Source organism: Pseudomonas poae RE*1-1-14 (assembly GCF_000336465.1).
In the GTDB taxonomy this organism is placed as follows: Bacteria; Pseudomonadota; Gammaproteobacteria; order Pseudomonadales; family Pseudomonadaceae; genus Aquipseudomonas; species Aquipseudomonas poae.
Genome location: NC_020209.1, coordinates 1,696,833 through 1,717,967, shown reverse-complemented (window position 1 = coordinate 1,717,967; position 21,135 = coordinate 1,696,833). Strand labels below are relative to the sequence as shown.

Here is a 21,135-nt window from a genome sequence, read left to right as displayed (position 1 = left end):
CGCTGTTCTTGTTGTGGTTGGGGTACGCCAGCGCTCACGCCTGCACCGTTATCAGTGCAGCCCGTCAAGGCCCTTCACCTCTTCGGCGCGCAGGCCGCCCAGCCGCGCATGCAGGCGTCCGCGGGTGGCGAAGGCCCAGATCACCACCAGCTCATCCGGCGAAGGTCCGTCACCGAACGTGATGGAAAAACTGTCGTAGTGCGAACGCACATACAGCGCGTCCTTGTGGGCCAGCGGCACGTCGATGGTCGAGCCCGGACCGCCGCGCTTGCCGGTGGATGGCACCCACGACTTGCCGCCGCCCAGCGCCACGCGAATCGGGTCGGCCGCCGGGTTGGTCAGAAACGCGTTACCGTGTTCGTACTCACCGGCGCTGCCCACCAGGATAGCCTTGCCATAGCTTTCAATCCGGCGTGAACCGGCAAGTGCCAGGATGCGTCGGCCGAACTCTTCACCCAGCAGCGGCGACGGCTCGATCAATTGCGAAAGGTCTTCACTGTAGCGGCCGGCATAGGGGTTGGCGATCACGGCGGCCACGGCGTATTTGAACACTGGCTCGCCATCGGCCAGTTGGCCGGTTTCATTGGCCAGGGTTTCTTCGACGAAGCTGTACCATTTGCGGATGTGATAGCTGGCGAAATTTGCAGTTTTCATCAGGTGAACCTCGGTTCAAATCGGGTCAAGGGGGTCAAGCGTGATATTGCGACTCGGCGCACCGGCTGCCTTGAAGCGGGCCTTGCCGCACGCATCGTCATGCTCGGTCTCGAGAAAGAATTCCATGCGATTGCCATCGGGGTCGTTGAAATACAGACCGTTGCCGATTTCATGATCGGTAATTTTCACCACCTCCACCCCCTTCTCCAGCAACATGCCGTAGAGCTGGCGCAAGGTAGTCATGTCACCGTCGATTTCCAATCCGTAGTGTTGCAGGCCCAGCCCGCCCTGATGGGCGCCGGGCTCTGCACGAATCAAGGCGATGTCGTGATGCTTGGTGCCAAACGCCATCATGACCCAGTTTTCGCCCCGGGCACTTTCGTGCATGCCCAGAATGTCGGCGTACCAGCGTGCCGACACATCAGGATCACTCACAAATAGCGATAAGTGGGTCCGAAGGATTTCGACTTTCATCACCGCATACCTCAGTGTTGTTTGACGATGGATTGATGCCCTGCCTTGATCTGCGCCACGGCCGGCGTCCACAGCACATCGGATATCTCGCTGAACTCGCGCCAGTGCTTCTGCCAGCTGTTGCCGCCGTTGTCGGAGGTGAACAGGTGACCGTACTTGGTGCCGGCGACGATCTGGCGCGGGTCGGCCGGGTTGAAGGCGATGGCCCACACACAGGAATTGGGCTGCTGTGGCAGCGGCAGCACTTCCCAGCTGACGGCGGCGTCGCGCGAGATCAGCACCTTGCTGGTGGTGCCGGGGGTGCCGTCGGAAATGCTCAGGTAAAGTGTGTCCTCGCTGCCCGGCGGCGCGTTCATCGCGCGCAGGTAGTAGAGGCCGAAGGCTTCGCGGCCGACGATGCCGGTCCAGGTCAGGCCTTCATCGACGCTGCGGTACACCGCGTTGACGCACACCACCACGATGACCTTATGGCCATGGTTGGGCAGCACCACGATGTTGTGGATGTCCGAGTTGAAGTCCCACAGCAGGCGGTCGTCGACGCGGGTCCAGCTGTCGCCGCCGTCGCGGGAGTGGAACAGACCACCCTCCTCCAGGCCGAACCACACCTGGTTGCGGTCGGTGGGGTCATAGGCGAAAGCCAGCAGGCGCGGGCGACTGACGCCGTCGCAGAATTCCGGAATCTCCACCGGCGCGCGGTCCCAGCTCACGCCGCCGTCCAGGGTGCGCCACAGCACGGCGCGCGAGGGCGCACCGGTGCCGACGAAAATCCGCTGGGCGTCCTGCGGGTCCACCGCCACTTTCCACACGGTTTCACCATTGAACGGTGCATCGACCTGCTGCCAGTGCCCGCCGGTGTCATGGCTGACGCACAAGCCGATGTCGGTGCCGGCGTAGATTACCTCGGGCGTGCCGGGGTGCACGCTCAATGAGCGGGTGATCGCATCGAATTCCAGGTCCTGCCCCAGGCCCAGGCGGTGCCAGGTCTTGCCATCGTCGGCGCTGCGGATCACCGCCTGGCCAACAGTGGCGACTAAAAGGGTGCCGTTACTCATCTCTGATGCTCCTCAGATATAGATGCCACGGGTCAAACCACCGTCGATGCCGATGGACTCACCGGTCACCGCGCCAGCCTTCGGCGACGCCAGGAAGCCGATCAGCCAACCCATTTCAATCGGTGCCAGGGTGCGGCGAATCGGCGTCGCGTCGATGTAGGCCTGTTCAACCTGTTGCGCGGTCTTGCCTTGCTTGACCGCTTCGCGCTCGTACAGCTCCTGGATATGCGGGGTATCCACCACGCCAGGGTGAATCAGGTTGACCGTGATGCCCGAAGCGCCGAGCTGGTCGGACAGGGTTTTGGTCATGTGGGCAATCGCCAGGTTGCGCATGCCCGAGAGCACTTTGCTGCTGCGCCCGGTGAGACCGCCGATGTTGATGATGCGACCGAAGCCGGCAGCCTTCATGTGCGGGGTCACGGCCTTGGCGCACCGGAAGTAGCCGATCACCTTGGTGTTGAGGTCCGACAGCAACTCATCGTCGCCCGCATGTTCGATGTCATTGCGCACCACGCCCGATGGCGCGGCGGCACCGTTGACGAGGATGTCGATACGGCCGAAATGCTTGTACGCCGCATCGACCATCTCGGACACGGCCTTCATGTCGTTGGTGTCACAGAACAACGGCAGCACTTCGTTACCGGTCTGTGCGGTGATCTCTTCGGCAGCCAACTGCAGGAACGCCATGCGCCGCGCGCAAATCACCACCTTGCAGCCTTCCTCGGAGAGAAACCGTGCGACTTCCTTGCCAATGCCCATACCGCCGCCGGTGACGATTGCCACACGGCCTTTCAATTCCAGATCCATTGCCATTTCCTCTTGTGATTATTGGTTTCAGGCCAGATCGACAAAGACGCTTTTGGTCTCGGTGTAGGCGTCGATTACGTGCTTGCCCATTTCCCGGCCCCAGCCGGATTGCTTGTAGCCGCCGAACGGCGAGGCCGGATCGACCACGTTCCAGCAGTTGATCCACACCGAGCCGGCCTTGAGCTGCGCGGCCACTCGGTGCGCCGAGCGCAGGTCGCGGGTCCACAGGCCGGCGGCGAGGCCATAGGGCGAATCGTTGGCGCGCAGCACCAGGTCGTCGATTTCGCTCCAGCTCATCACCGTCAGCACTGGGCCGAAGATTTCTTCGCGGGCCACGCAGGCCCGCTCGGCGCGGTCGAGAAAGATGCTCGGCTCAATGAAGTGGCCGCGCTCCAGGTACGCGGGACGACCGCCGCCGCACACCAGCTCGGCGCCCTCTTCCTGGCCGCGCTGCAAGTAGCCCCTGACGGTGTCCAACTGCCGGCCGGACACCAGCGGGCCCATGCTGCTGGCCGGGTCCAGCCCGTTGCCGAGCACATGGGCGGCGGCGTGACGCTGCAGTTCTTCAAGCACCTGGTCGAGCACGCTGGCGTGCACATACAGGCGCGAACCGGCGGTGCACACCTGGCCCTGGTTGTAGAAAATGCCGTCGGCGGCTCCCTTGGCGGCGCGCACGATGTCGGCGTCGGGCAGGATGATGTTCGGCGACTTGCCGCCCAGCTCCAGCGAGACCTTTTTCATATTGCCGGTGGCCGCCTGGGCAATCAGCCGACCGACCTGGGTGGAGCCGGTGAAGGCGATCTTGTCCACGTCCGGGTGCTGGGCCAGCGGCGCGCCAGTGTCGGCCCCCAGGCCGGTGATCAGGTTGACCACCCCCGCCGGGAAGCCCGCGGCTTCGATCAGTTGCACCAGGCGGATCGCCACCAGCGGCGTCTGCTCGGCGGGCTTGAGCACCGCCACGCAGCCGGTGGCCAGCGCCGGACCGAGCTTCCATACGCACATGGTCAGCGGGAAGTTCCACGGCACGATCAGCGCGCACACGCCCACCGGCTCGCGCAGCGTGTAATTGAGCATCGGCGCGCCACTGGCCGGCGATACGGGCAGCGTGCTGCCTTCAATCTTGCTCGGCCAGCCGGCGAAGTAGCGAATGATGTTTGCCGCGCTGGCCGCTTCACCCCGCGCGTTGGCGATGGGCTTGCCGTTTTCCAGGGTGATCAGTTGCGCCAGCTCTTCGCGGTGCTGGTCCAGCAGGTCGGCCAGGTGCAACAGCAACAGGCCAAGCCGGGCCGGTGACTGCAAGGCCCAGGTGCCGGTAAAGGCGGCGCGTGCGGCCGCCACGGCGGCATTCACATCGCGCTCATCGCCCTGAGCGACTTCGGTGAGGGTCTGCTCGGTGGCCGGGTTTTCCACGGCAAAACGGCGACCGCTGGCGGCGTCCTGCCAGGTGCCGCCGATAAACAGGCGGCCGGGCTGGGCGAGGAATGCCTGAACGGCAGGTAACAAGTGGAACGTGCTCATGGTCGTCTCCTTCACAGCGCCATTTCGATCAGGCAAGGCCCGGCGTCGGCGGCGGCATTGGCCAGCGCCCATTGCAATTCGGCGTTGGTGTGCACGGTGCAGGACGGCACGCCGTAGCCGGTGGCCAGGGCCTTCCAGTCGATGCGCGGGCTGTCGAGCACGGTCAGCTTGAGCGCCTGCGGGTCGAGTTCGGTCATGCCGAAGCGGCGCAGTTCGTTCTGCAGGATCGCGTAGCGGTGGTTGGCGGCAATCAGGATCACCACCGGCAGTTGCTCGCGGGCGATGCTCCACAGGGTCTGGATGGTGTACTGGGCGCTGCCGTCCGATTGCAGGCAGAACACGCGGTTGCCACGCTCGGCCAATGCAGCGCCGAACCCCACCGGAATGCCCTGGCCGATGGCGCCGCCGGTATTGGTCAATACACGGTGGCGCGCAGCGCCGGCTGAGGCGGTGAAAAACGGATAGCCGCAGGTGCCACCCTCCACCGAGACAATGCAGTCGTGGGGCAGCGCGGCGGCCAACACCTGACCCACCGACTGCGGGCTCAGAGCGGCCTCGCCCGGCGGCAGCTGGATAGCCTGCGGCGTCGGTACATAGGCCGGCGCGTTCAACGCGTCGGCCAGCGCGGTGAGCGCACCGGCCACGTCATCGCCGACCTCGGCCAGCGACAGCAGGCGCTCACGCTCGGCCAGCCGCGACGGGATGCCTTCGTAGCCAAAATAACTGATGGGCTCCACGACACCGGCGCACACCACCTTGTCGTACTGCTCAAGAATCTCGATGGCCACTTCCGGGAAGTACGGCAGGCGGTCCAGGTCGGGCAAGCCGCCGCCCCGGTAGCTCAGGCGCGGGAAGGTCTCGGCGAACAGCCGCACGCCAGGCAACTGCGCCAGGCGCCCCGCCGCTTCCAGGCCGGCCACCGACAGGCCCTGGTCGCCGACGATAAACACCAGCCGCTGACCATCGCGCAGGGCTTGGGCCACCGCTTCGATGCGATCGCCGGCAAAGCGTCGCACCGGCGCACGCAGCGGGCTGAACTGGCCGTGATGGGTGACCGGATTGGATTGCAGATCCATCGGCAGGATCAGGCTGGCGATCTGGCCCTTGGCTTGCCAGGCGGCGCGCATGGCTTCCTGCAGGTCTTCGCCGATGCCGGAGGCGGTGCGCGAAGTGCGCACCCAGCTGGACACCGTGCCGGCCAGGGCCTGGATGTCGCTGGCCAGCGGCGGATCGTAATTGACGTGCCACGAGGCGTGGTCGCCGATCACGTTGACGATGGGGGTATTGGCGCGCCGTGCGTTGTGCAGGTTGGCAATGCCGTTGGCAAAGCCCGGGCCCAGGTGCGTCAGGGTCATGGCCGGTTTGCCGGCGATGCGGCCATAGCCATCGGCGGCGCCGGTGCAGACGCCTTCGAACAGCGACAGCACGGGTTTGAGGGCAGGTGCACTGGCCATGGCCGCCACCAGCGGAATCTCGGTGGTGCCCGGGTTGGCAAAGCAGTACTCGATACCGCTTGCCGCTGCCGCATTCACTATCAGTTGCGCGCCATTCATTGTCAGCCCTCTCGCTTGAGCGTTTTCTTTGGTGAGATTTATCACACACAAAAACACACCAAACAAGTGTTTTTTACTTTTTATCTCTTAATTTGAGATTTATGCAATAATAACCCCTCTTACAATTACCTGCCGGATCCGCCACCTTGGATCCCTGGCGTTTTCGCCTATAGTGCTTACCCGCGAGCCATCCCTTCTCTAGGAACGAAATGAGCAGCCTGAGTAAATTGCTGAGTGTGCTGGACCTGTTCGGTCCGGCGACGTTGAAGATCGACCCGGACACGATTGCCGAGCGCATGGGCCTGTCGCGCGCCACCGCGTATCGCTACGTCAAGGAACTGTGCGAGGCCGGCCTGCTCACCCGCGTGGACGCCGGCCACTACGGCCTGGGGCCCCGCGTGATCGAGCTGGACTGGATGATGCGCCAGTACGACCCCATCCTCCTGGCGGGGCGCGAACTGATGCATGAGCTGTCGGCGCAGACCGGCCTGGCCGTGTTCGCCAGCGTTTTCTACGACGGGCGCATCATCAACACCTACATCGCCGAACCCACCGACACTTACCACTTCTCGTTCGGGCGCGGGCACCCGCTGCCATTCTTTCGCGGCGCGCAATCGAAGGTGCTGATCGCCTTCCAGAAAGGCCGTCGCCTGCAACGCCTGTTCGACGAACACCTGGCTGGCGACCCGGACAGCCCCTACGACTGGGCGGGGTTTGCCAAGGCCACGAAAAAGATCCGCAAGGACGGCTACTGCATGACCCACGATGAACTCAACCTGGGCCTCACCGGTATCGCCGCGCCGATTATCCAGCCGGATATCGACGAGGTGATCGGCAGCCTGTCGGCCGTGGGCAGCACCCAGAGCTTCAAGCTGCTGCGTCAGGAAACCGTGATTGAAATGGTGATGGACACTACGCGGCGCATCGCCGACAACCTGCGCAACCCGCCGCCGTCAGGCGCGGCCGACGCCTGAGCCAATAGCTAGAACGGCACGGCGACGGTCAGCTGGCTGTAAACGTTGGTGCCGTTGCCGCCGACCTGATTGCCGCCGGTAGTGGCGTCCTGCTTGGGCTTATAGAGGCCGATCAGCGGCGTGATGATCAGGTGCGGGTTGACGGCCCATTCGGCATATACATCCAGCTCGCGCGCATCGAGGTTCAGCGCGTTGCTTTTGCGTACGGTGTCGAAGTCGAAGTACAGCGCGCCCAGGGTCAGGTTTTCCAGGGGCGTGGCCTTGAGCGCCACATGCTGGATGCGGGTGTTGCTGTTGAACGGCCCCGTGTAGTTGCCGGCGACTTCACCCTGCAGCCAGGTGCCGTAGCCGCCGCTCACGCCGGTGAACAGCGAATCCCATTTCTGCGAATAGCGGGTGTAGCGGTAGCTGACCTTCGGCGTCCAGGCGACGTCGGCAAAGGTGTAGCCGGCTTCGCCGTACCAGGCTTTTTCGGGGCCGCTGTCCTTGTCCTGCCAGGCGTATTCGAACGCCAGGCTGACGTTGGGCAGGCCGGCATCGCCTTCACCGCGCACGCTGTACACGTTCATGCCCTTGCGCTGGCGCTGCGCATCACTGGCCCAGCGCTCGTTCACATCGATGCCGTGCACCCAGGTCAGGCCCAGGGTGCCGGGTTTGGCGGTGTAATCAAGGGTGCCGGCGGCCACTTCGGTTTCTGCCTGGGCGCGGTTGTCGGACTTGAGCCATAACAGGCTGCCATGCAGGCCATCCTTGCCGCCCAGGCGCAGCAACGCGGTCTGATCGAAGGCATGCCGCGCGGCCAGGTAATACGCACCGCCCCGGTTCATCGTGCCATTGGCCGGGCCCTTGCCCAGATTGGGCCCGTCGTCGTTGATCAGAAAACCACTGCCAAGCTTGACCACCTGGCGCCCGCCGGAAATGTCCACGCCATCCTTGCCCAGGGCCGGGAACAGGTCGCCGGAGCGCCAGCCCAGGTACGCGTCTTCGATCTTGGTGGTGCGCTCGGAGCCCAGGGTATTGCCGGATGGGTCGCCCTCGCCCCAGGTCGCCGAGCTGACCAGCGCGAAAGCGCCGTAGGCGGTGCCGTTGCCCGCCAGCGCCTGGTCGCCGCTCAGGCCATATTTGATATAGCCTTCGCGCCAGCTCGATCCGCCCGGCGTGCCGTCGTAGTTCTTGCGGCTGTTGAACAGGCCGAACACGGCGGTCATGTCGGCATTCAGGTGCCGGCTGTCGTCGCTGTACAGCTCGTAGGCCTGGGCCTGGCTGATGGCGCAGAGCGTCAAGCTACAGGCGAGCGTGCCGCAGAGAAATGAAGGGGATGAATGACGCATGATCGAAGCTCCTTGAGGTTATTCAGCAGCGCGTTTATTGACGAACAACAATTGCTGGCCGGTGAATTCCAGCAGTCCCTCAAGGCCGAATTCGACGCCGAAGCCGGACATCTTGCTGCCGCCGAATGGCGTGTTCGGCTGGATCCGCGCATGGCAGTTGACCCACGCCACGCCGCTTTCCAGGCGGCTGGCCAGGGCCTGCGCCTGCTCGCTGTCCGGTCCCCAGACCGAGCCACCCAGGCCCATGTCGCCGGCATTTGCGCGGCGCAGTACGTCTTCCACATCCTCATAAGCGATCAGCGGCAATACCGGGCCAAACTGCTCTTCGTCCACCAGACGCTGGCCATCGGTGACATCCGCGACCAGCGTCGGCGGGTAAAAGAACCCTGGCCGGTCCAGCCGTGCGCCGCCGCACAACACCCGTGCACCCTGGGCCCGCGCATCGGCGACCAGCGCCTGCACCAGTTCCAGTTGATCGAGGTTCTGCACCGGGCCGAAATTGACGCCCGGCTCCAGGCCGTCACCGACCACCTGGCGCTCGGCAATCTGCGTCAGCGCCTCGGCGAACGCCTGGTACTGGGACTGGTGAACGTACAGGCGCTTGAGCGCGGCGCAGGTCTGGCCCATGTTGAGGAAGGCGGCCTGGAAGATCTCTTCGGCCACCTCGTGCACCGGCGTGCCGGGCAATACGATTGCCGCGTCGTTGCCGCCCAGCTCCAGAGTCAGGCGCTTGAGATTGCCGGCGGCGCCGCGCATCACGCTCTGGCCGGTGGCGGTGGAACCGGTGAACACGATCTTCTGGATGCCCGGGTGCGCGGTGATCGCGCTGCCGAACCCCTGCTCGCCGGTCACGCAGTTGATCACGCCGTGGGGCACGTGCCGCGCGATGATCTCCACCAGGCGCAGGGTGCTCAGCGGCGTCAGGCTCGACGGTTTGCTGATCACGCAGTTGCCCGCGCGCAGCGCCGGCATGATGTGCCACACGGCAATCATGAACGGCCAGTTCCACGGCGTGATCGACGCCACCACGCCCAGCGGTTTGCGGTGCAGCTCGACGCGCTGGGTCGGGGTCTCTTCCACCAATTCCACGGCGATTTCCTGCCCGGCGGCATAGCGCGTCCAGGCGGCGGCGCCCATGACCTCGGAAAACGCCAGTTCCAGCGGTTTGCCCTGCTCCAGCACGATCAGTCGGGCCAGTGCGTCGGCGTCCTGTTCGATGTCATCGGCAATCGCATTCAAATGCTCGCAACGCCGTTCATGGGCGCTGTGGCGCCAGGTCTTGAACGCGGCCTGGGCGGCGGCTACCGCGTCGTCCAGTTGGCCCAGCGAGCCGGCCGGGCATTGCGCGAAAGCGCTACCGGTGGCCGGATTGATCACGTCGAACTGACCGTTTTCACCTTCAACCTGAACACCGTTGATGAGCATCTTGTAAGCGTGCATGGGCAATTTCCTTTAACGCAGATGAGGCCTGCCGGACACCGGCAGGCGATCAATTCACAGAGGGGATGACGCGAGCAAGGCCTTAGAGCTTGTGGCTGCCCAGGGCCAGGAAGCGCTGCGGCGCCACCTTGCGCAGGCGCGCGGCGAGGTAGAGGCCGCCCAGCAGCGCGGCGGGGATCACCGCACACAAGCTGTAGGACAGGAGCTGGCTGGCACCGGTGAGCACATCGAAATGCGCCACCGCCAGCACCAGCACGCAGAGCAGGGCCACGCACGAAAACACCGGCAAAATGCGCCCGCGCAGCAGGCCGACCTTGAGTTCCGGATGGCGATGGAAATACACGCAGATGGCCACCGAGGTCATTGCCATCAGCAAAATCACGCACAGGGTCGCCAGGTTGGAGAACCAGGCGAACAACTGCAGGATCGGATCGGCGTCCATCGCAGCAAAGATCAGCACCACCACCGCGGCGATCAGGCTCTGCAAGGCCGAGCCCATGTGCGGGCTCTGGTGCACGCGGTGGGTGGTGCCCAACAGGCTGTGCAGCAGGCCGTCACGGCCGATGGCGTAGAAGTAGCGCGCCGCCGCGTTATGGAACGCCAGCAGCCCGGCGTAGATGCTGACCATGAACAGCACGCGGATGACCTGGGTCAGGTGCGGGCTGACGAAGTGGTCGGACATGCCGTAGATCAGGGTGGTCGGGTCCTGCATGGCTTGCAGCAGCGGCACGATCTTGTCGGCGCCCACGCCCACTATCATCGACCACACCGACAGCGTGTAGAACGCGCCGATCAGCAACACCGAACAGTAGGTGGCAATCGGTATGGTGCGCTTGGGGTCTTTGGCTTCTTCGCCGTAGATGGTGGTGGCCTCGAAACCGATGAACGCGGCGAAGCAGAACAGCAGGCCAATGGACGGCGTACCGCTGAAGACCTGCTGATGGGTGAACGAGTCGAGATTGACACCGCTGTCACCGCCGGTCTTCAGAATGGCGAAATCGAGAATAAGGATGGCCAGATACTCGGCGACTACCACCAGCGACAGCACCTTGGCCGACAGGTCGATCTTGCGATAGCCGAGAAACGCAATGCTGGCCATCGCCATCAGCGAATAAGACCACCAGGGCAACACTACCCCCGCGACACTTTCCATGGTGCCGCTAACCACGCCGCCGAACATGCCATACAGCGCGATCTGCAGAATGTTGTAGGCAAACATCGCCAGCACCGCCGCCGAGCCACCGGCCAGGCCGCCCAGGCCACGCGAGGTGAACGCGTAGAACCCGCCAGCATTGGTGACGTGGCGCGACATGGTGGTGTAACCCACCGAAAACGCCAACAGCACCAGCAACGCCAGAATCAGCAATGCCGGGGTACCGGCACCGTTGCCCAGCATGATGCCGATGGGAAAACCACCGGCGATGACACTGAGCGGGCTTGCCGCCGAAATCACGAAGAAAATGATGAAGCCGACACCCAGGGCGCCACGCTTGAGCTCCGTGGAGCTGTTGACCGGGAGAGATACGCTCATGTTGTTGACCTTATTGTATGAGGCAGTCGCTGTGGGGTGGCCCCGATCCAGCTGCAATCGGTGCCGGGTTGCGCTTTTATTGTTGAGGTTGCACGCTGGTTTCGATGCTATGCCCGGCCGTGAGCACCTCGCTATCCCAAATCGGTAACATCGCGGGCCGCGCCCCAAAACAGGTCAATGCCGCGGCACTGCCGGCCGATTCGGGATAGCGCTGCGGGCTCGGCGCCGTGCATGCTAGGGTCAGCGCTCCCTTGCCTGCCTGAACTGGAGTTACCCGTGTTGGCCATTCAATTATCGAGCCCGTCCCATGTCGTCTAAGGGTCGCTGGTTGATCCTGGCGATTATTTCCAGCGCCTTGCTGTTGATCGTCATCGACATGACGGTGTTATACACCGCGCTGCCCACCCTGACCCGCGAGCTCGGCGCCAGCGCTTCGCAGAAGCTGTGGATCGTCAATATCTACGCATTGATCGCCGCCGGCCTGCTGCTGGGCATGGGCACGCTGGGCGATCGCCTGGGGCACAAACGCCTGTTCATCGGCGGGCTGAGCGTGTTCGGGGTGTTCTCGCTGATTGCGGCCTTCTCGCCATCGGCCAACGTATTGATCGGCGCCCGGGGGTTTCTCGCGGTCGGCGCGGCAATGATGATGCCCGCCACCCTGGCGCTGATCCGTTTGACGTTCAACGATGAGCGCGAACAGGCCATGGCGTTTGGCATCTGGGCATCGGTGGCCTCCGGCGGCGCGGCGCTGGGGCCGGTGGTCGGCGGCCTGCTGCTGGAGCATTTCTGGTGGGGTTCGGTGTTTCTGATCAACGTGCCGATTGTGCTGGTGGCCTTGGTGCTCGGGGTGACGCTGATTCCCGAGCATCCGGGCAATCCCCGGCGCCACTGGGACTGGCTGGGCTCGTTGCAGGTCATGATCGGCTTGATCAGCATCGCCTATGCCGTCAAGGAGCTGGGCAAACGCTCGCCCGCCTTCGCCGCCATGCTGGTGGCGATACTGCTGGGCACGTTGTTTCTGGCGATGTTCATCCGGCGCCAGCGCCGTGCCGCGCAGCCGATGCTCGAGCTGTCACTGTTCGCCGAGCCGCTGTTCAGAAATGCGGTGATTGCAGCGCTCGCCTCGGCCCTGGCGTTTATCGGCATGGAACTGGTGTTCAGCCAGCGCCTGCAACTGGTGCTGGGCATGTCGCCGCTGGCGTCGGCGCTGTTCATCCTGCCATTGCCACTGGGCTCCTTCGTTGCCGGGCCGGTGGCCGGCTATTACCTGTCGCGCCTGGGCAGCCGGCGCATGCTGTTCTGGACCCTGCTGCTGTCGGCCGCCGCGATGTTGGCGTACCTGTTGCTGTGCAACGCAGCGGTGCCGCTGCAGATTGCCAGCCTGGCGCTGTTGGGCATGGCCATGGGCGCGGCCCTCACAGCGGCCTCCAGCACCATCATGCTCAGCGTGCCCACCGACAAGGCCGGCATGGCGGCGTCCATCGAGGAAGTCTCCTTTGAACTGGGCGGTGCCGCCGGGGTAACCCTGGCGGGCAGCCTGCTATCGGCGGTGTATGCCTGGTCGACGAGCCTGACGATTCCACCCAGGCTGGGCCTGAACCCGTTGACGTTCGAGAGCCTGGACGATGCGCTGCTGGTGGCCGCAACGCTGCCGGGCGACGACGCTACGCTGCTGACGGGGCTGGCACGTGCCGCGTTCGATGCAGGTTTTATTGCCGTGCTGGCGGTGCTCGCAGCCCTGTTGCTGGTGGCAGCGCTGCTGGTGAGGTTCAGCCAGCGCTGACTCGGCCGATGCAGTGACATACCTAATAAGAAACCAGTGGCCCTGGCCAACCGATGGTCAACCGGCACGCTCACTTGCGAGATCCTCCCATGCTCGACGCCCTTTCCATCCGCTTGAAAATCATTTTGCTATCCGGTATGTGCCTTCTGGGCGTGATCGGCCTGATCGTCGGCATGAACCTCTACCAGAGCAGCCAGAACAACCGCCTGATCAGCACCTCCAGCGGCAGGATGCTGACCGAGAGCGGTGAAAACCTGTTGCAAGCCAAGGCCGCCGAGCAGGCAAGCAACCTGCAGCGGGCCTTCGGCAACAACCTGCTGCTGATCACCGGCCTCGCCGACCAGGCGACCCATTTGCGCAGCATGGCGATACAGCGCGGGTTGCCGGCGGCCGCCTTGCGCGAGGAACTGAACCAGAGCCTGCACACCACCTTCGAACACAATCCCCAGGTACTGGGTCTGTGGCTGGTGTTCGAGCCGAATGCGCTGGGCGGTCAGGACAGCGAATTCGTCAACGACGCCGCGCGCGCCTCCAACGAAACCGGACGCTTCGCCAGCGCCTGGAACCGGGGGGCCGGCCCGGCGGTGAACATCCTGATTCCCGAAACCGATCTGCAGAAAACCGAGCTGAGCATCAGCGGCGCCCCCTACAACAGCTGGTACACCTGCCCCCGTGACACGCGGCGTACCTGCCTGATGGCGCCCTACGCCGACACCCAGGCCGGCCAGGTGCAACTGATGACCACGCTGTCGATGCCGTTGATTGCCGACGGCAAGGTCATCGGCACCCTCGGCGTGGACCTTGCCCTCGGCGCGCTGCAAGCGGCCGCCGGCGAGGCCCAGCGCACGCTGTTCAACGGTTCGGGCAGCATGCTGATTGTGTCCGACAGCGGCGTGCTCGCCGCCTACAGCAAGGACGCCGGCAAGGTCGGCGAACCGCTCGCCGCCGCTTTGGGCGATGCGGGCAAGGAGCTGCTCGCGGCATTGGCGCAAAAACAACCGCAGGTGCTGGCCCAGGACGACTTGATCCGCGCAGTCTACCCGGTGACGCCGATCCCCGACGCGGCGCCATGGGGCGTGGTCATCGACTTGCCCAAGCAGGTGTTGCTGGCCGACTCGGTGGCCTTGCAGTCGTTGCTCGATCAGACGCAGACCCGCGACACCCTCATGGCGTCACTGGTGGCCATCGGCGCCGGGCTGCTGGGCCTGCTGCTGATCTGGCTCACCGCCTCCGGCGTGACACGCCCGATCAACAGCGTCGCGCAGATGCTCAAGGCCATTGCCAGCGGCGACGGCGACCTGACCCAACGCCTGGATTACCGCAAAAAAGACGAATTGGGCGAACTGGTGGGCTGGTTCAACCGCTTCCTCGACAAACTGCAACCGACCATCGCGCAGATCAAGCAGAGCATCACTGACGCACGCGGCACCGCCGACCAGTCTTCGCACATCGCACGGCAGACCAGCGAAGGCATGCAGGTGCAGTTTCGCGAGATCGATCAGTTGGCGACCGCGTCCAATGAGATGAGCGCCACCGCCCATGAAGTGGCCCATAGCGCTTCGAGTGCGGCCCAGGCGGCGCGCGGGGCCGATCAAGCGTCCAGGGATGGCATCATGCTGATCGAACGCAGCACCCGCGACATCACCGCCCTGGCCAGCGAGGTCAGCAAGGCCGTCACCGAGGTCGAAGCGCTGGCGGTCAACAGCGAACAGATCGGCTCGGTGCTGGAGGTGATCCGCGGCATTGCCGAACAGACCAACCTGCTGGCCCTTAACGCCGCCATCGAAGCGGCGCGTGCCGGCGAAAGCGGCCGTGGCTTTGCGGTGGTGGCTGATGAAGTGCGCAACCTGGCCAAGCGCACCCAGGACTCGGTGGAGGAAATACGCCTGGTGATCGAGCGCATCCAGAGCGGCACGCGGGGCGTGGTGACCACCATGCACGCCAGCCAGACGCTGGCCCAGGACAACGCCGGGCAGATCCATCAGGCCGTGCAGGCCCTGGGCAGGATCAGCGAGGCGGTGACGGTGATCAGTGACATGAACCTGCAGATCGCCAGTGCCGCAGAGGAGCAGAGCGCGGTGGCCGAGGAAGTCAATCGCAACGTCGCGACCATTCGGGGGGTCACCGAGACGCTCACGGAGCAAGCCGCCGAGTCGGCGCAGATCAGCAGCCAACTCAACGCCCGGGCCACTCAGCAGATGAAACTGATGGACCAGTTCCGCGTATAGCGACCGCTGTACCAATGAGGGAAGCTGTGGCGAGCGGGCTTGCACTAATGCCGTTCAGTTAAGCGCAGACTCCCTGTGGCGAGCAGGCTTGTCCTGCGTTGGGCTGCGCAGCAGCCCCAAAACCAGGCGCTGAGCCGGATCAGGTACACCGCGTTTTGCTGGATTGGGGGCGCTTCGCACCCCAACGCGGGGCAAGCCCGCTCGCCACAACAAGCTCGCTCGCCACAGGAATGTCGCTGTCTGAAACGTTGGGTGTTAAATCAACACGCTACTGTGTGTTTGATGAGAAGCAGCACGTGAGGTGCGCGACGGCAGCTCGGCGAACAACGCGTGATACTCCGCCGCAAAATGGCTGAGGTGGTAGAACCCCCACTGCGCTGCCGCATCGCCGATGGAAAGCTGCGCGGCGGGCGTGGACATCAGGGTGCGGCGCACGCCGTTGAGCCTGATGGCGCGCAGGTAGTTCAGCGGCGTGGTCTCGGCCACCGCGCGAAAGCTGTTCTGCACGGTGCGCCGGCTCACCTGCAGGCGTTCGCACAAGTCGTTGACGCTGGGCACGTCGAACTGCCCGGTGGTCGCCAGGCGATGGCATTTCTCGACGATAAAACTGCGCGTGGAACTGGGCGTGCGCTGTTGCTTGTCGCAGGACGGATCGCTCATCAGTTGCACCAGCTCGTCGAGCAGCGCCTGCTCCAGCAGGCGCGCGTGTGAGTCACGCAGCTCGCCAGCCATGGCCTGGCCGAACAGAGCGAGCAAACGGCGGCGGGCATCGGCGAAGCGCTGGGGAGAAACCCGGATCACCGGCTGACGCAGCAACACACTGAGGTCCCTGGGCGACGCCGTGTGCGCCAGCGCCTGCTCGAACAATTCGCGCTCGAAGGTGATGGACAGCAATTGCATGCCCATCGGCATATGGAACATGAATTCCTCGCCGCCGCGCAGGAAGAACAGGCTGCTGTCATCGACCTCCCGCCCCTGCATCCGCACCGACCCCGGCACATTGATCGGCACCGCAAAGCACATCTTGTTGCGTGGCGCCACGCCGTGCTGCACCACGCGCTGGTTGATCTGCTCGAGGAAAACGTGGCTTGCGGCGGTGGTCAACTGCATCAGCGAACTCTCGGCCGAGCCACCGGTTAGCTGGCTGTAGTCCTGGTGCCACTGCTGAACGTTGGCCGCGTGCACATGCACATCGTGAAAATGGCCGATGCTTTGACTTCTCATAATGCGCGACGCTCTCCGCAATTTTTTATTTTAAAGCCAGCTTCGTGCCAGATAGTCGCACAAAGGCCGGATATTGCAATATTTCAGCATTATTTCAGGTCGGCAAAAATCCGCTGCGCAGCGCACCCATGTGCCGATTCGGGATACCGGTCTCGGGCAGGTCACGCCGATGATCGGTACACCTGAATAGACCTGCCAGAGACCCATCATGAGTGAAGCCCAGCTTGAAGCCCTCCACTTCGCCGATGCCCCGCGCATCATTTCCGACGCCCTGCCCGGCCCCAAAACCTGCGAGGCCCTGGCGTTGTCGGCAAGCACCGAGTCGATGGCGCGCGGCGGCGGTCGCATGCCGATCGCCATGGACCGCGCCTTTGGCGCCACCTTCAAGGACCCGGACGGCAACACCTATATCGACCTCTCCGCCGGCGTCGGCGTGAGCAGCGTCGGCCGCTGCCACCCCAAAGTGGTGCAGGCGATCCGCGACCAGTCCGAAGTGTTGATGCACGCCCTGGAAATCAACAGCACCCGGCGTACCGAGCTGGCGGCCAAGCTTTCCGAGATTGCGCCGGACGGCCTGCGTGGTGACTGCATCACCTTCTTCACCCAAAGCGGCAGCGATGCCCTGGAAGCGGCGATCAAGTTCGCCAAGCGCATCACCGGGCGCCACCAGATCATCGCCTTCCACGGCGGTTACCACGGCGTCTGGAACGCCTCGGGCTCGCTCACCACCGGCACTGCCTACCGCAAGGGCTTCGGCGCGCAGATGGGCGGCGTGATTCATGCGCCCTACCCCTACGCCTATCGCTTCCCGTTCGACACCACGCACAAAAGCGCCGAACAGATTGCCGGCGAGTACGTTGATTACCTGCTGAACACGCCCTACACCGCCGCCGATGACGTGGCGGCGGTGATCGTCGAGCCAGTGCAGGGCGAAGGCGGTTATGTGCCGCCGTCACCGGAGTTTTTGCAGATTCTGCGCCAGGCGTGCGACCGCAGCGGCACGCTGCTGATCGTCGACGAGGTGCAGTCCGGCGCGGGGCGCACCGGCAAGATGTGGGCAGTGGAGCACTCGGGGGTCAAGCCCGACATGCTCACCTTTGGCAAGGGCATCGGCAGCGACCTGCCGATGGCGGGGTTGATCATGCGTTCGGATCTGGCGGCGCAGATTCCTGATGGGTCGATGCCCAATACCTTCGCGGCGAACTCGCTGTCGGCGGCGGTGGCGCTGACCAATATCGCCATTCTGCAGGACCCGCAGCTGGACCTACTGGGGCGTGCGCATAGCCTGGGGCTGGAGGCGCAGGAATATATCCGTGGGTTTGGCAGCCGGTTTGTGGGTGAGGTGCGTGGGCGTGGGCTGATGATCGGGATTGAGTTGGTGGAGGATCCGCTGACCAAAGCGCCGTTGGCGCCGCAGAAGATTGGGGCGTTGATGGGGTTTCTGATGAGTCATGGGGTGTTGATGATCCCGTGCGGGCGGTACGGGAATGTGATGCGGGTGATGCCTTCGTTGACGATTACGCGGGGGTTGTTTTTCAGGGCGTTGGATGTGTTTCGGGAGGCGCTGGGGTCGCTTGAGAAGTGATCCGGGCCGCACCGGGTGTGGATTGTGGGAGCTGGCTTGCCTGCGATAGCGGTTTGACGGTGTACATATCCGTTGCTGCGGTGATGGCGGAGATTGGTTCCGCCGTTACGGCGGGTCACTTTGGAAAAGAGCCGGAATGCCGGCCCAGCCAAAAGTAACCAAAGGGCTCTTGCCCCACCGCTCGGCACCTCGCTGGGGCTCGGTGTGCGGCCAGCGTGGTTGATGGGGCGCCTGAGATCAAAATCAAAAGCAGATCAAAAACGAATTTTTATGGAGGCTGTATGACTCAGCAGTTGAAGCATTTTATTAATGGCTTGGCCTCCGAGGCTTCGGAGGGTGGGCGGGTTGAGTTGGTGAATCCGGTGACGGAGGCGGTTTATGGCAGTTTTGCGCGGGGTACGGTGGAGGATGTGGACCGGGCGGTGAATGCGGCGTTTGAGCAGCTTGAGCGCGGCGAGTGGAGTCGGTTTGATGGGGCGCAGCGCGCTCGGGTGTTGTTGAAGCTGGCGGATCTGGTGGAGCGCGACAGTGAGTTGCTGGCGGATATGGACGCCGATGCTATCGGGCGTTCACCGCTGGAGCCGCGACGGATGGATTTGCCCAATGTGCTGGCCAATCTGCGCGCGGCGGCGGGTTGGGCCAATCAGTTGGAGGGGCGGACCATTCCCGGCGGAGGGTATTTCGGCACCAAAACCCTGTCGTATACCGTGCGTGAGCCGGTGGGCGTGGTCGGGGCTATTGTGCCGTGGAATTCGCCGCTGATGATCACCGTGTGGAAGCTCGCGGCGTTGCTGGCCGCAGGTTGCACGGTGGTGATCAAACCTTCGGAAGAGACCCCTCAGTCGGCCCTGCACCTGGCGGTGCTGGCGCAGGAAGCAGGCTTTCCGGACGGCGTGATCAATGTGGTCACCGGCTACGGCAATGAGGTGGGTCGGGCGCTGTGTGAGCATCCGCGCATCGCCAAGATCAGCTTCACCGGCAGCCCCGAGGCCGGGCGTGAGATCCAGCGCACCGCCGGGGTGCTGTTCAAGCATGTCACCCTGGAGCTGGGCGGCAAGAGCCCGCAGATCGTGTTCGACGACGCTTCCTTCGAGGACGCGCTGCGCGGTTGCAGCCTTGGCCTGTTCGCCAACCAGGGTCAGATTTGTGCGGCTGGGTCGCGCATTCTGGTGCAGCGTGGCATCGCCGATCGTTTCGCGGCGGCGCTTGCCGAGGCGGCGCGGGCGGTCAAGGTGGGCGACCCGCGTCAGCCCGGTAACCAGATGGGTCCGGTGGCCAAGAAGGCGCAATGGGAGCGGGTCAATCGCTACATCCAGTTGGGCATTGACGAAGGCGCCACCCTGCTCGCTGGCGGCGTGTCGACCCCGGATCAGGGCTGGTTCGTGCGCCCGACCATTTTTGCCGACGCGCGCAATGACATGGCGATTGCCCGCGACGAAATCTTTGGCCCGGTGGGCACAATCATTGTGTTCGACAACGAGGTGGATGCCGTGACCCTGGCCAATGACTCCGCCTACGGCCTGGCGGCCACCGTGTGGACCGCCGACCTGGTGCGCGCCCATCGCGTGGCCGCAGCGGTGAAGGCCGGCGCGGTGGGCATCAACTGCTGGAGCCCGCTGGACGCCAACCTGCCCTGGGGCGGCGTCAAAACCAGCGGCATCGGCCGTGAAGGCGGGTTTGGCGGCGCGCTGGCCTATACCGAGGAGAAGGTCATCACGGTGTTGCTGCCCAGTGGCTCGCAACCTTGATCAATGGAGAGATATCGATGAACAGCGAAATGATTGACCGATATCCAACCTCTTTGCGCATTCTGCACTGGGCGCGCGCGGTGCTGATCGCCGGGCTGCTCTGGGCGGGCTGGCATATGACCGGGCTGGACGATGAAGTGGCCAGCAAATACGAGTTGTATTACCCGTGGCACAAATCCTTCGGGGTACTGGCGTTCATGCTGGTGCTGGTGCAGATCGTGTTGCGCTGGCGAACGCCGGTGCTGCCGTCACCGCCTGCCACCTTGGCGGCCCACGAGCGGTTTTTGTCACGGCTGGTGCAGCGGGCGATGTATGTGCTGATCGTGGCGGTGCCGTTGATGGGTTACTCGATGTCGAGCACTTACACGATGAGTGATGGGGTGTTTTTTTTCGGGGTGAACTTACCGGAGTTGCTGGGCAAGAATGATGAGTGGTTTGTGGTGTTTCAGAGGTTGCACAAGGTGTGCGCTTATACGTTGCTTGGGTTGATTGTGGTGCATGTTCTGGGGGCGCTTAAGCATCGGTTTTTTGATAAGGACCCGCGTAACGATGTGTTGCGTCGGATGCTCTGAGGTGTTGCTGGGGGATGCGGTCAAATGTGGGAGGGGGCTTGCTCCGATGGCGGTCTGACTGGGTACATATTCGTTGCTGCGGTTACGGCGTAGGTTGGTTCCGCCCTAGCGAAGCCAAGCGTTGAGCTGCGGCGAAATGGCGCATGCCTTGCGCTTTCACTTGGGCGGTTAACTGCGGCTAAATAGCGTCCCCTTTGTGTCGACTGCCTTGATGCCCATGTTTTCACGCATCAGCCCCTGGATTGCCTGCCTGGCCTTGCTGCTGAATATGCTGGCCATGCCGCTCGGCCGTGCGATGCAAGCGCCGGATGGCGGGTTGATGCTGTGGGGTGGGTTTTGTTCATCGCACGCGCTGCCGCCAGGCTTTGACAAGCTGGTCGTGCCGTTCAAGTCGGCGCCCTCGTCCGGTGAGATGAAGCACGGTGACTGTTGCTGCGGGCATGCCGGTCTGGCGGCGTTGCCGTCCAGCCATTACCGTCATTTTCTGCCGCGTCATGCACCGGATATCGTCCTTGATGATCCGCTGCTGCCCGCGCTGCATCCCAGGATTCGCTGGCCGAGCCTGAGTCCGCGCGCCTCTCCTGTGACCTGATTGACCGAACTTCATGTTTCAGCCGCGCGATTGCGTGGCTGAACGTCATTGACGTTTTTCAGGTTTCAG

General features: G+C 63.9%; 17 protein-coding genes and 1 pseudogene. 8 read left to right on the top strand and 10 right to left on the bottom strand.

The features are described from left to right. Positions 1-51: 51 nt before the first annotated feature. Genes H045_RS07760 through H045_RS07735 form a run of 6 tightly spaced genes read right to left on the bottom strand, consistent with a single transcriptional unit; the run spans position 52 to position 6,058 of the window. Complete coding sequence (locus H045_RS07760) at positions 52-654, bottom strand: amino acid synthesis family protein (RefSeq protein ID WP_003234959.1); 603 nt, start codon at positions 652-654, stop codon at positions 52-54. Between the two features lie 15 nt (positions 655-669). Beyond that, the gene (locus H045_RS07755) at positions 670-1,128 is read right to left on the bottom strand and encodes a VOC family protein (RefSeq protein ID WP_015371949.1); all 459 of its coding nucleotides are present in this window, start codon (positions 1,126-1,128) and stop codon (positions 670-672) included. 11 nt (positions 1,129-1,139) lie between these two features. After that, entirely contained in the window at positions 1,140-2,180 is a 1,041-nt protein-coding gene (locus tag H045_RS07750) for a WD40/YVTN/BNR-like repeat-containing protein (protein WP_015371948.1), read from the bottom strand. A gap of 12 nt (positions 2,181-2,192) precedes the next feature. After that, positions 2,193-2,987 carry an SDR family NAD(P)-dependent oxidoreductase gene (locus H045_RS07745; protein WP_003234955.1) on the bottom strand — a complete coding sequence of 265 codons (795 nt, stop codon included), beginning with the start codon at positions 2,985-2,987 and terminating at the stop codon, positions 2,193-2,195. Positions 2,988-3,014: 27 nt separating this feature from the next. Beyond that, complete coding sequence (locus tag H045_RS07740; protein WP_015371947.1) at positions 3,015-4,505, bottom strand: aldehyde dehydrogenase family protein; 1,491 nt, start codon at positions 4,503-4,505, stop codon at positions 3,015-3,017. An 11-nt stretch (positions 4,506-4,516) separates the two neighbouring features. Then, positions 4,517-6,058: an acetolactate synthase large subunit gene (locus tag H045_RS07735; protein ID WP_015371946.1), complete on the bottom strand. Its 1,542-nt coding sequence runs from the start codon at positions 6,056-6,058 to the stop codon at positions 4,517-4,519. A gap of 209 nt (positions 6,059-6,267) precedes the next feature. Here H045_RS07735 and H045_RS07730 point away from each other — a divergent pair, with 209 nt between their 5' ends. Next, a complete protein-coding gene (locus H045_RS07730) occupies positions 6,268-7,032 on the top strand; it encodes an IclR family transcriptional regulator (protein ID WP_003234952.1) in 765 nt (254 codons plus the stop codon). Between the two features lie 8 nt (positions 7,033-7,040). Here H045_RS07730 and H045_RS07725 read toward each other — a convergent pair whose 3' ends face one another. The 3 genes from H045_RS07725 to H045_RS07715 all read right to left on the bottom strand — a co-directional run bounded on the left by H045_RS07725 (position 7,041) and on the right by H045_RS07715 (position 11,334). Continuing rightward, positions 7,041-8,363 (bottom strand): alginate export family protein, encoded by a 1,323-nt coding sequence (locus tag H045_RS07725; RefSeq protein WP_015371945.1) that lies wholly within the window; start codon positions 8,361-8,363, stop codon positions 7,041-7,043. Between the two features lie 18 nt (positions 8,364-8,381). Next, positions 8,382-9,803: an aldehyde dehydrogenase family protein gene (locus H045_RS07720; RefSeq protein WP_015371944.1), complete on the bottom strand. Its 1,422-nt coding sequence runs from the start codon at positions 9,801-9,803 to the stop codon at positions 8,382-8,384. Positions 9,804-9,885: 82 nt separating this feature from the next. Beyond that, positions 9,886-11,334 (bottom strand): APC family permease, encoded by a 1,449-nt coding sequence (locus H045_RS07715; RefSeq protein ID WP_015371943.1) that lies wholly within the window; start codon positions 11,332-11,334, stop codon positions 9,886-9,888. Between the two features lie 307 nt (positions 11,335-11,641). Here H045_RS07715 and H045_RS07710 point away from each other — a divergent pair, with 307 nt between their 5' ends. The 3 genes and pseudogenes from H045_RS07710 (at position 11,642) to H045_RS25740 (ending at position 15,345) form a co-directional block, all read left to right on the top strand. Further along, positions 11,642-13,117: an MFS transporter gene (locus tag H045_RS07710; protein WP_015371942.1), complete on the top strand. Its 1,476-nt coding sequence runs from the start codon at positions 11,642-11,644 to the stop codon at positions 13,115-13,117. 53 nt (positions 13,118-13,170) lie between these two features. After that, positions 13,171-14,439, top strand: a pseudogene (locus H045_RS25745) (methyl-accepting chemotaxis protein); the annotation flags it as partial. Positions 14,440-14,589: 150 nt separating this feature from the next. After that, positions 14,590-15,345 (top strand): methyl-accepting chemotaxis protein, encoded by a 756-nt coding sequence (locus tag H045_RS25740; RefSeq protein ID WP_370671350.1) that lies wholly within the window; start codon positions 14,590-14,592, stop codon positions 15,343-15,345. A gap of 255 nt (positions 15,346-15,600) precedes the next feature. On the opposite strand, the gene H045_RS07700 is transcribed toward H045_RS25740, so the two are convergent. Beyond that, a complete protein-coding gene (locus H045_RS07700) occupies positions 15,601-16,569 on the bottom strand; it encodes a helix-turn-helix domain-containing protein (RefSeq protein WP_003234940.1) in 969 nt (322 codons plus the stop codon). 208 nt (positions 16,570-16,777) lie between these two features. Between H045_RS07700 and H045_RS07695 the strand changes: the two genes are divergently transcribed. From H045_RS07695 to H045_RS07680, 4 genes are all read left to right on the top strand, one after another. Then, positions 16,778-18,154 carry an aspartate aminotransferase family protein gene (locus tag H045_RS07695; RefSeq protein WP_015371940.1) on the top strand — a complete coding sequence of 459 codons (1,377 nt, stop codon included), beginning with the start codon at positions 16,778-16,780 and terminating at the stop codon, positions 18,152-18,154. Positions 18,155-18,435: 281 nt separating this feature from the next. Beyond that, a complete protein-coding gene (locus tag H045_RS07690) occupies positions 18,436-19,902 on the top strand; it encodes an aldehyde dehydrogenase family protein (RefSeq protein ID WP_015371939.1) in 1,467 nt (488 codons plus the stop codon). A gap of 17 nt (positions 19,903-19,919) precedes the next feature. Further along, the gene (locus H045_RS07685; RefSeq protein WP_003234937.1) at positions 19,920-20,474 is read left to right on the top strand and encodes a cytochrome b; all 555 of its coding nucleotides are present in this window, start codon (positions 19,920-19,922) and stop codon (positions 20,472-20,474) included. A 211-nt stretch (positions 20,475-20,685) separates the two neighbouring features. Beyond that, entirely contained in the window at positions 20,686-21,066 is a 381-nt protein-coding gene (locus H045_RS07680) for a DUF2946 family protein (RefSeq protein WP_003234936.1), read from the top strand. Positions 21,067-21,135 lie beyond the last annotated feature (69 nt).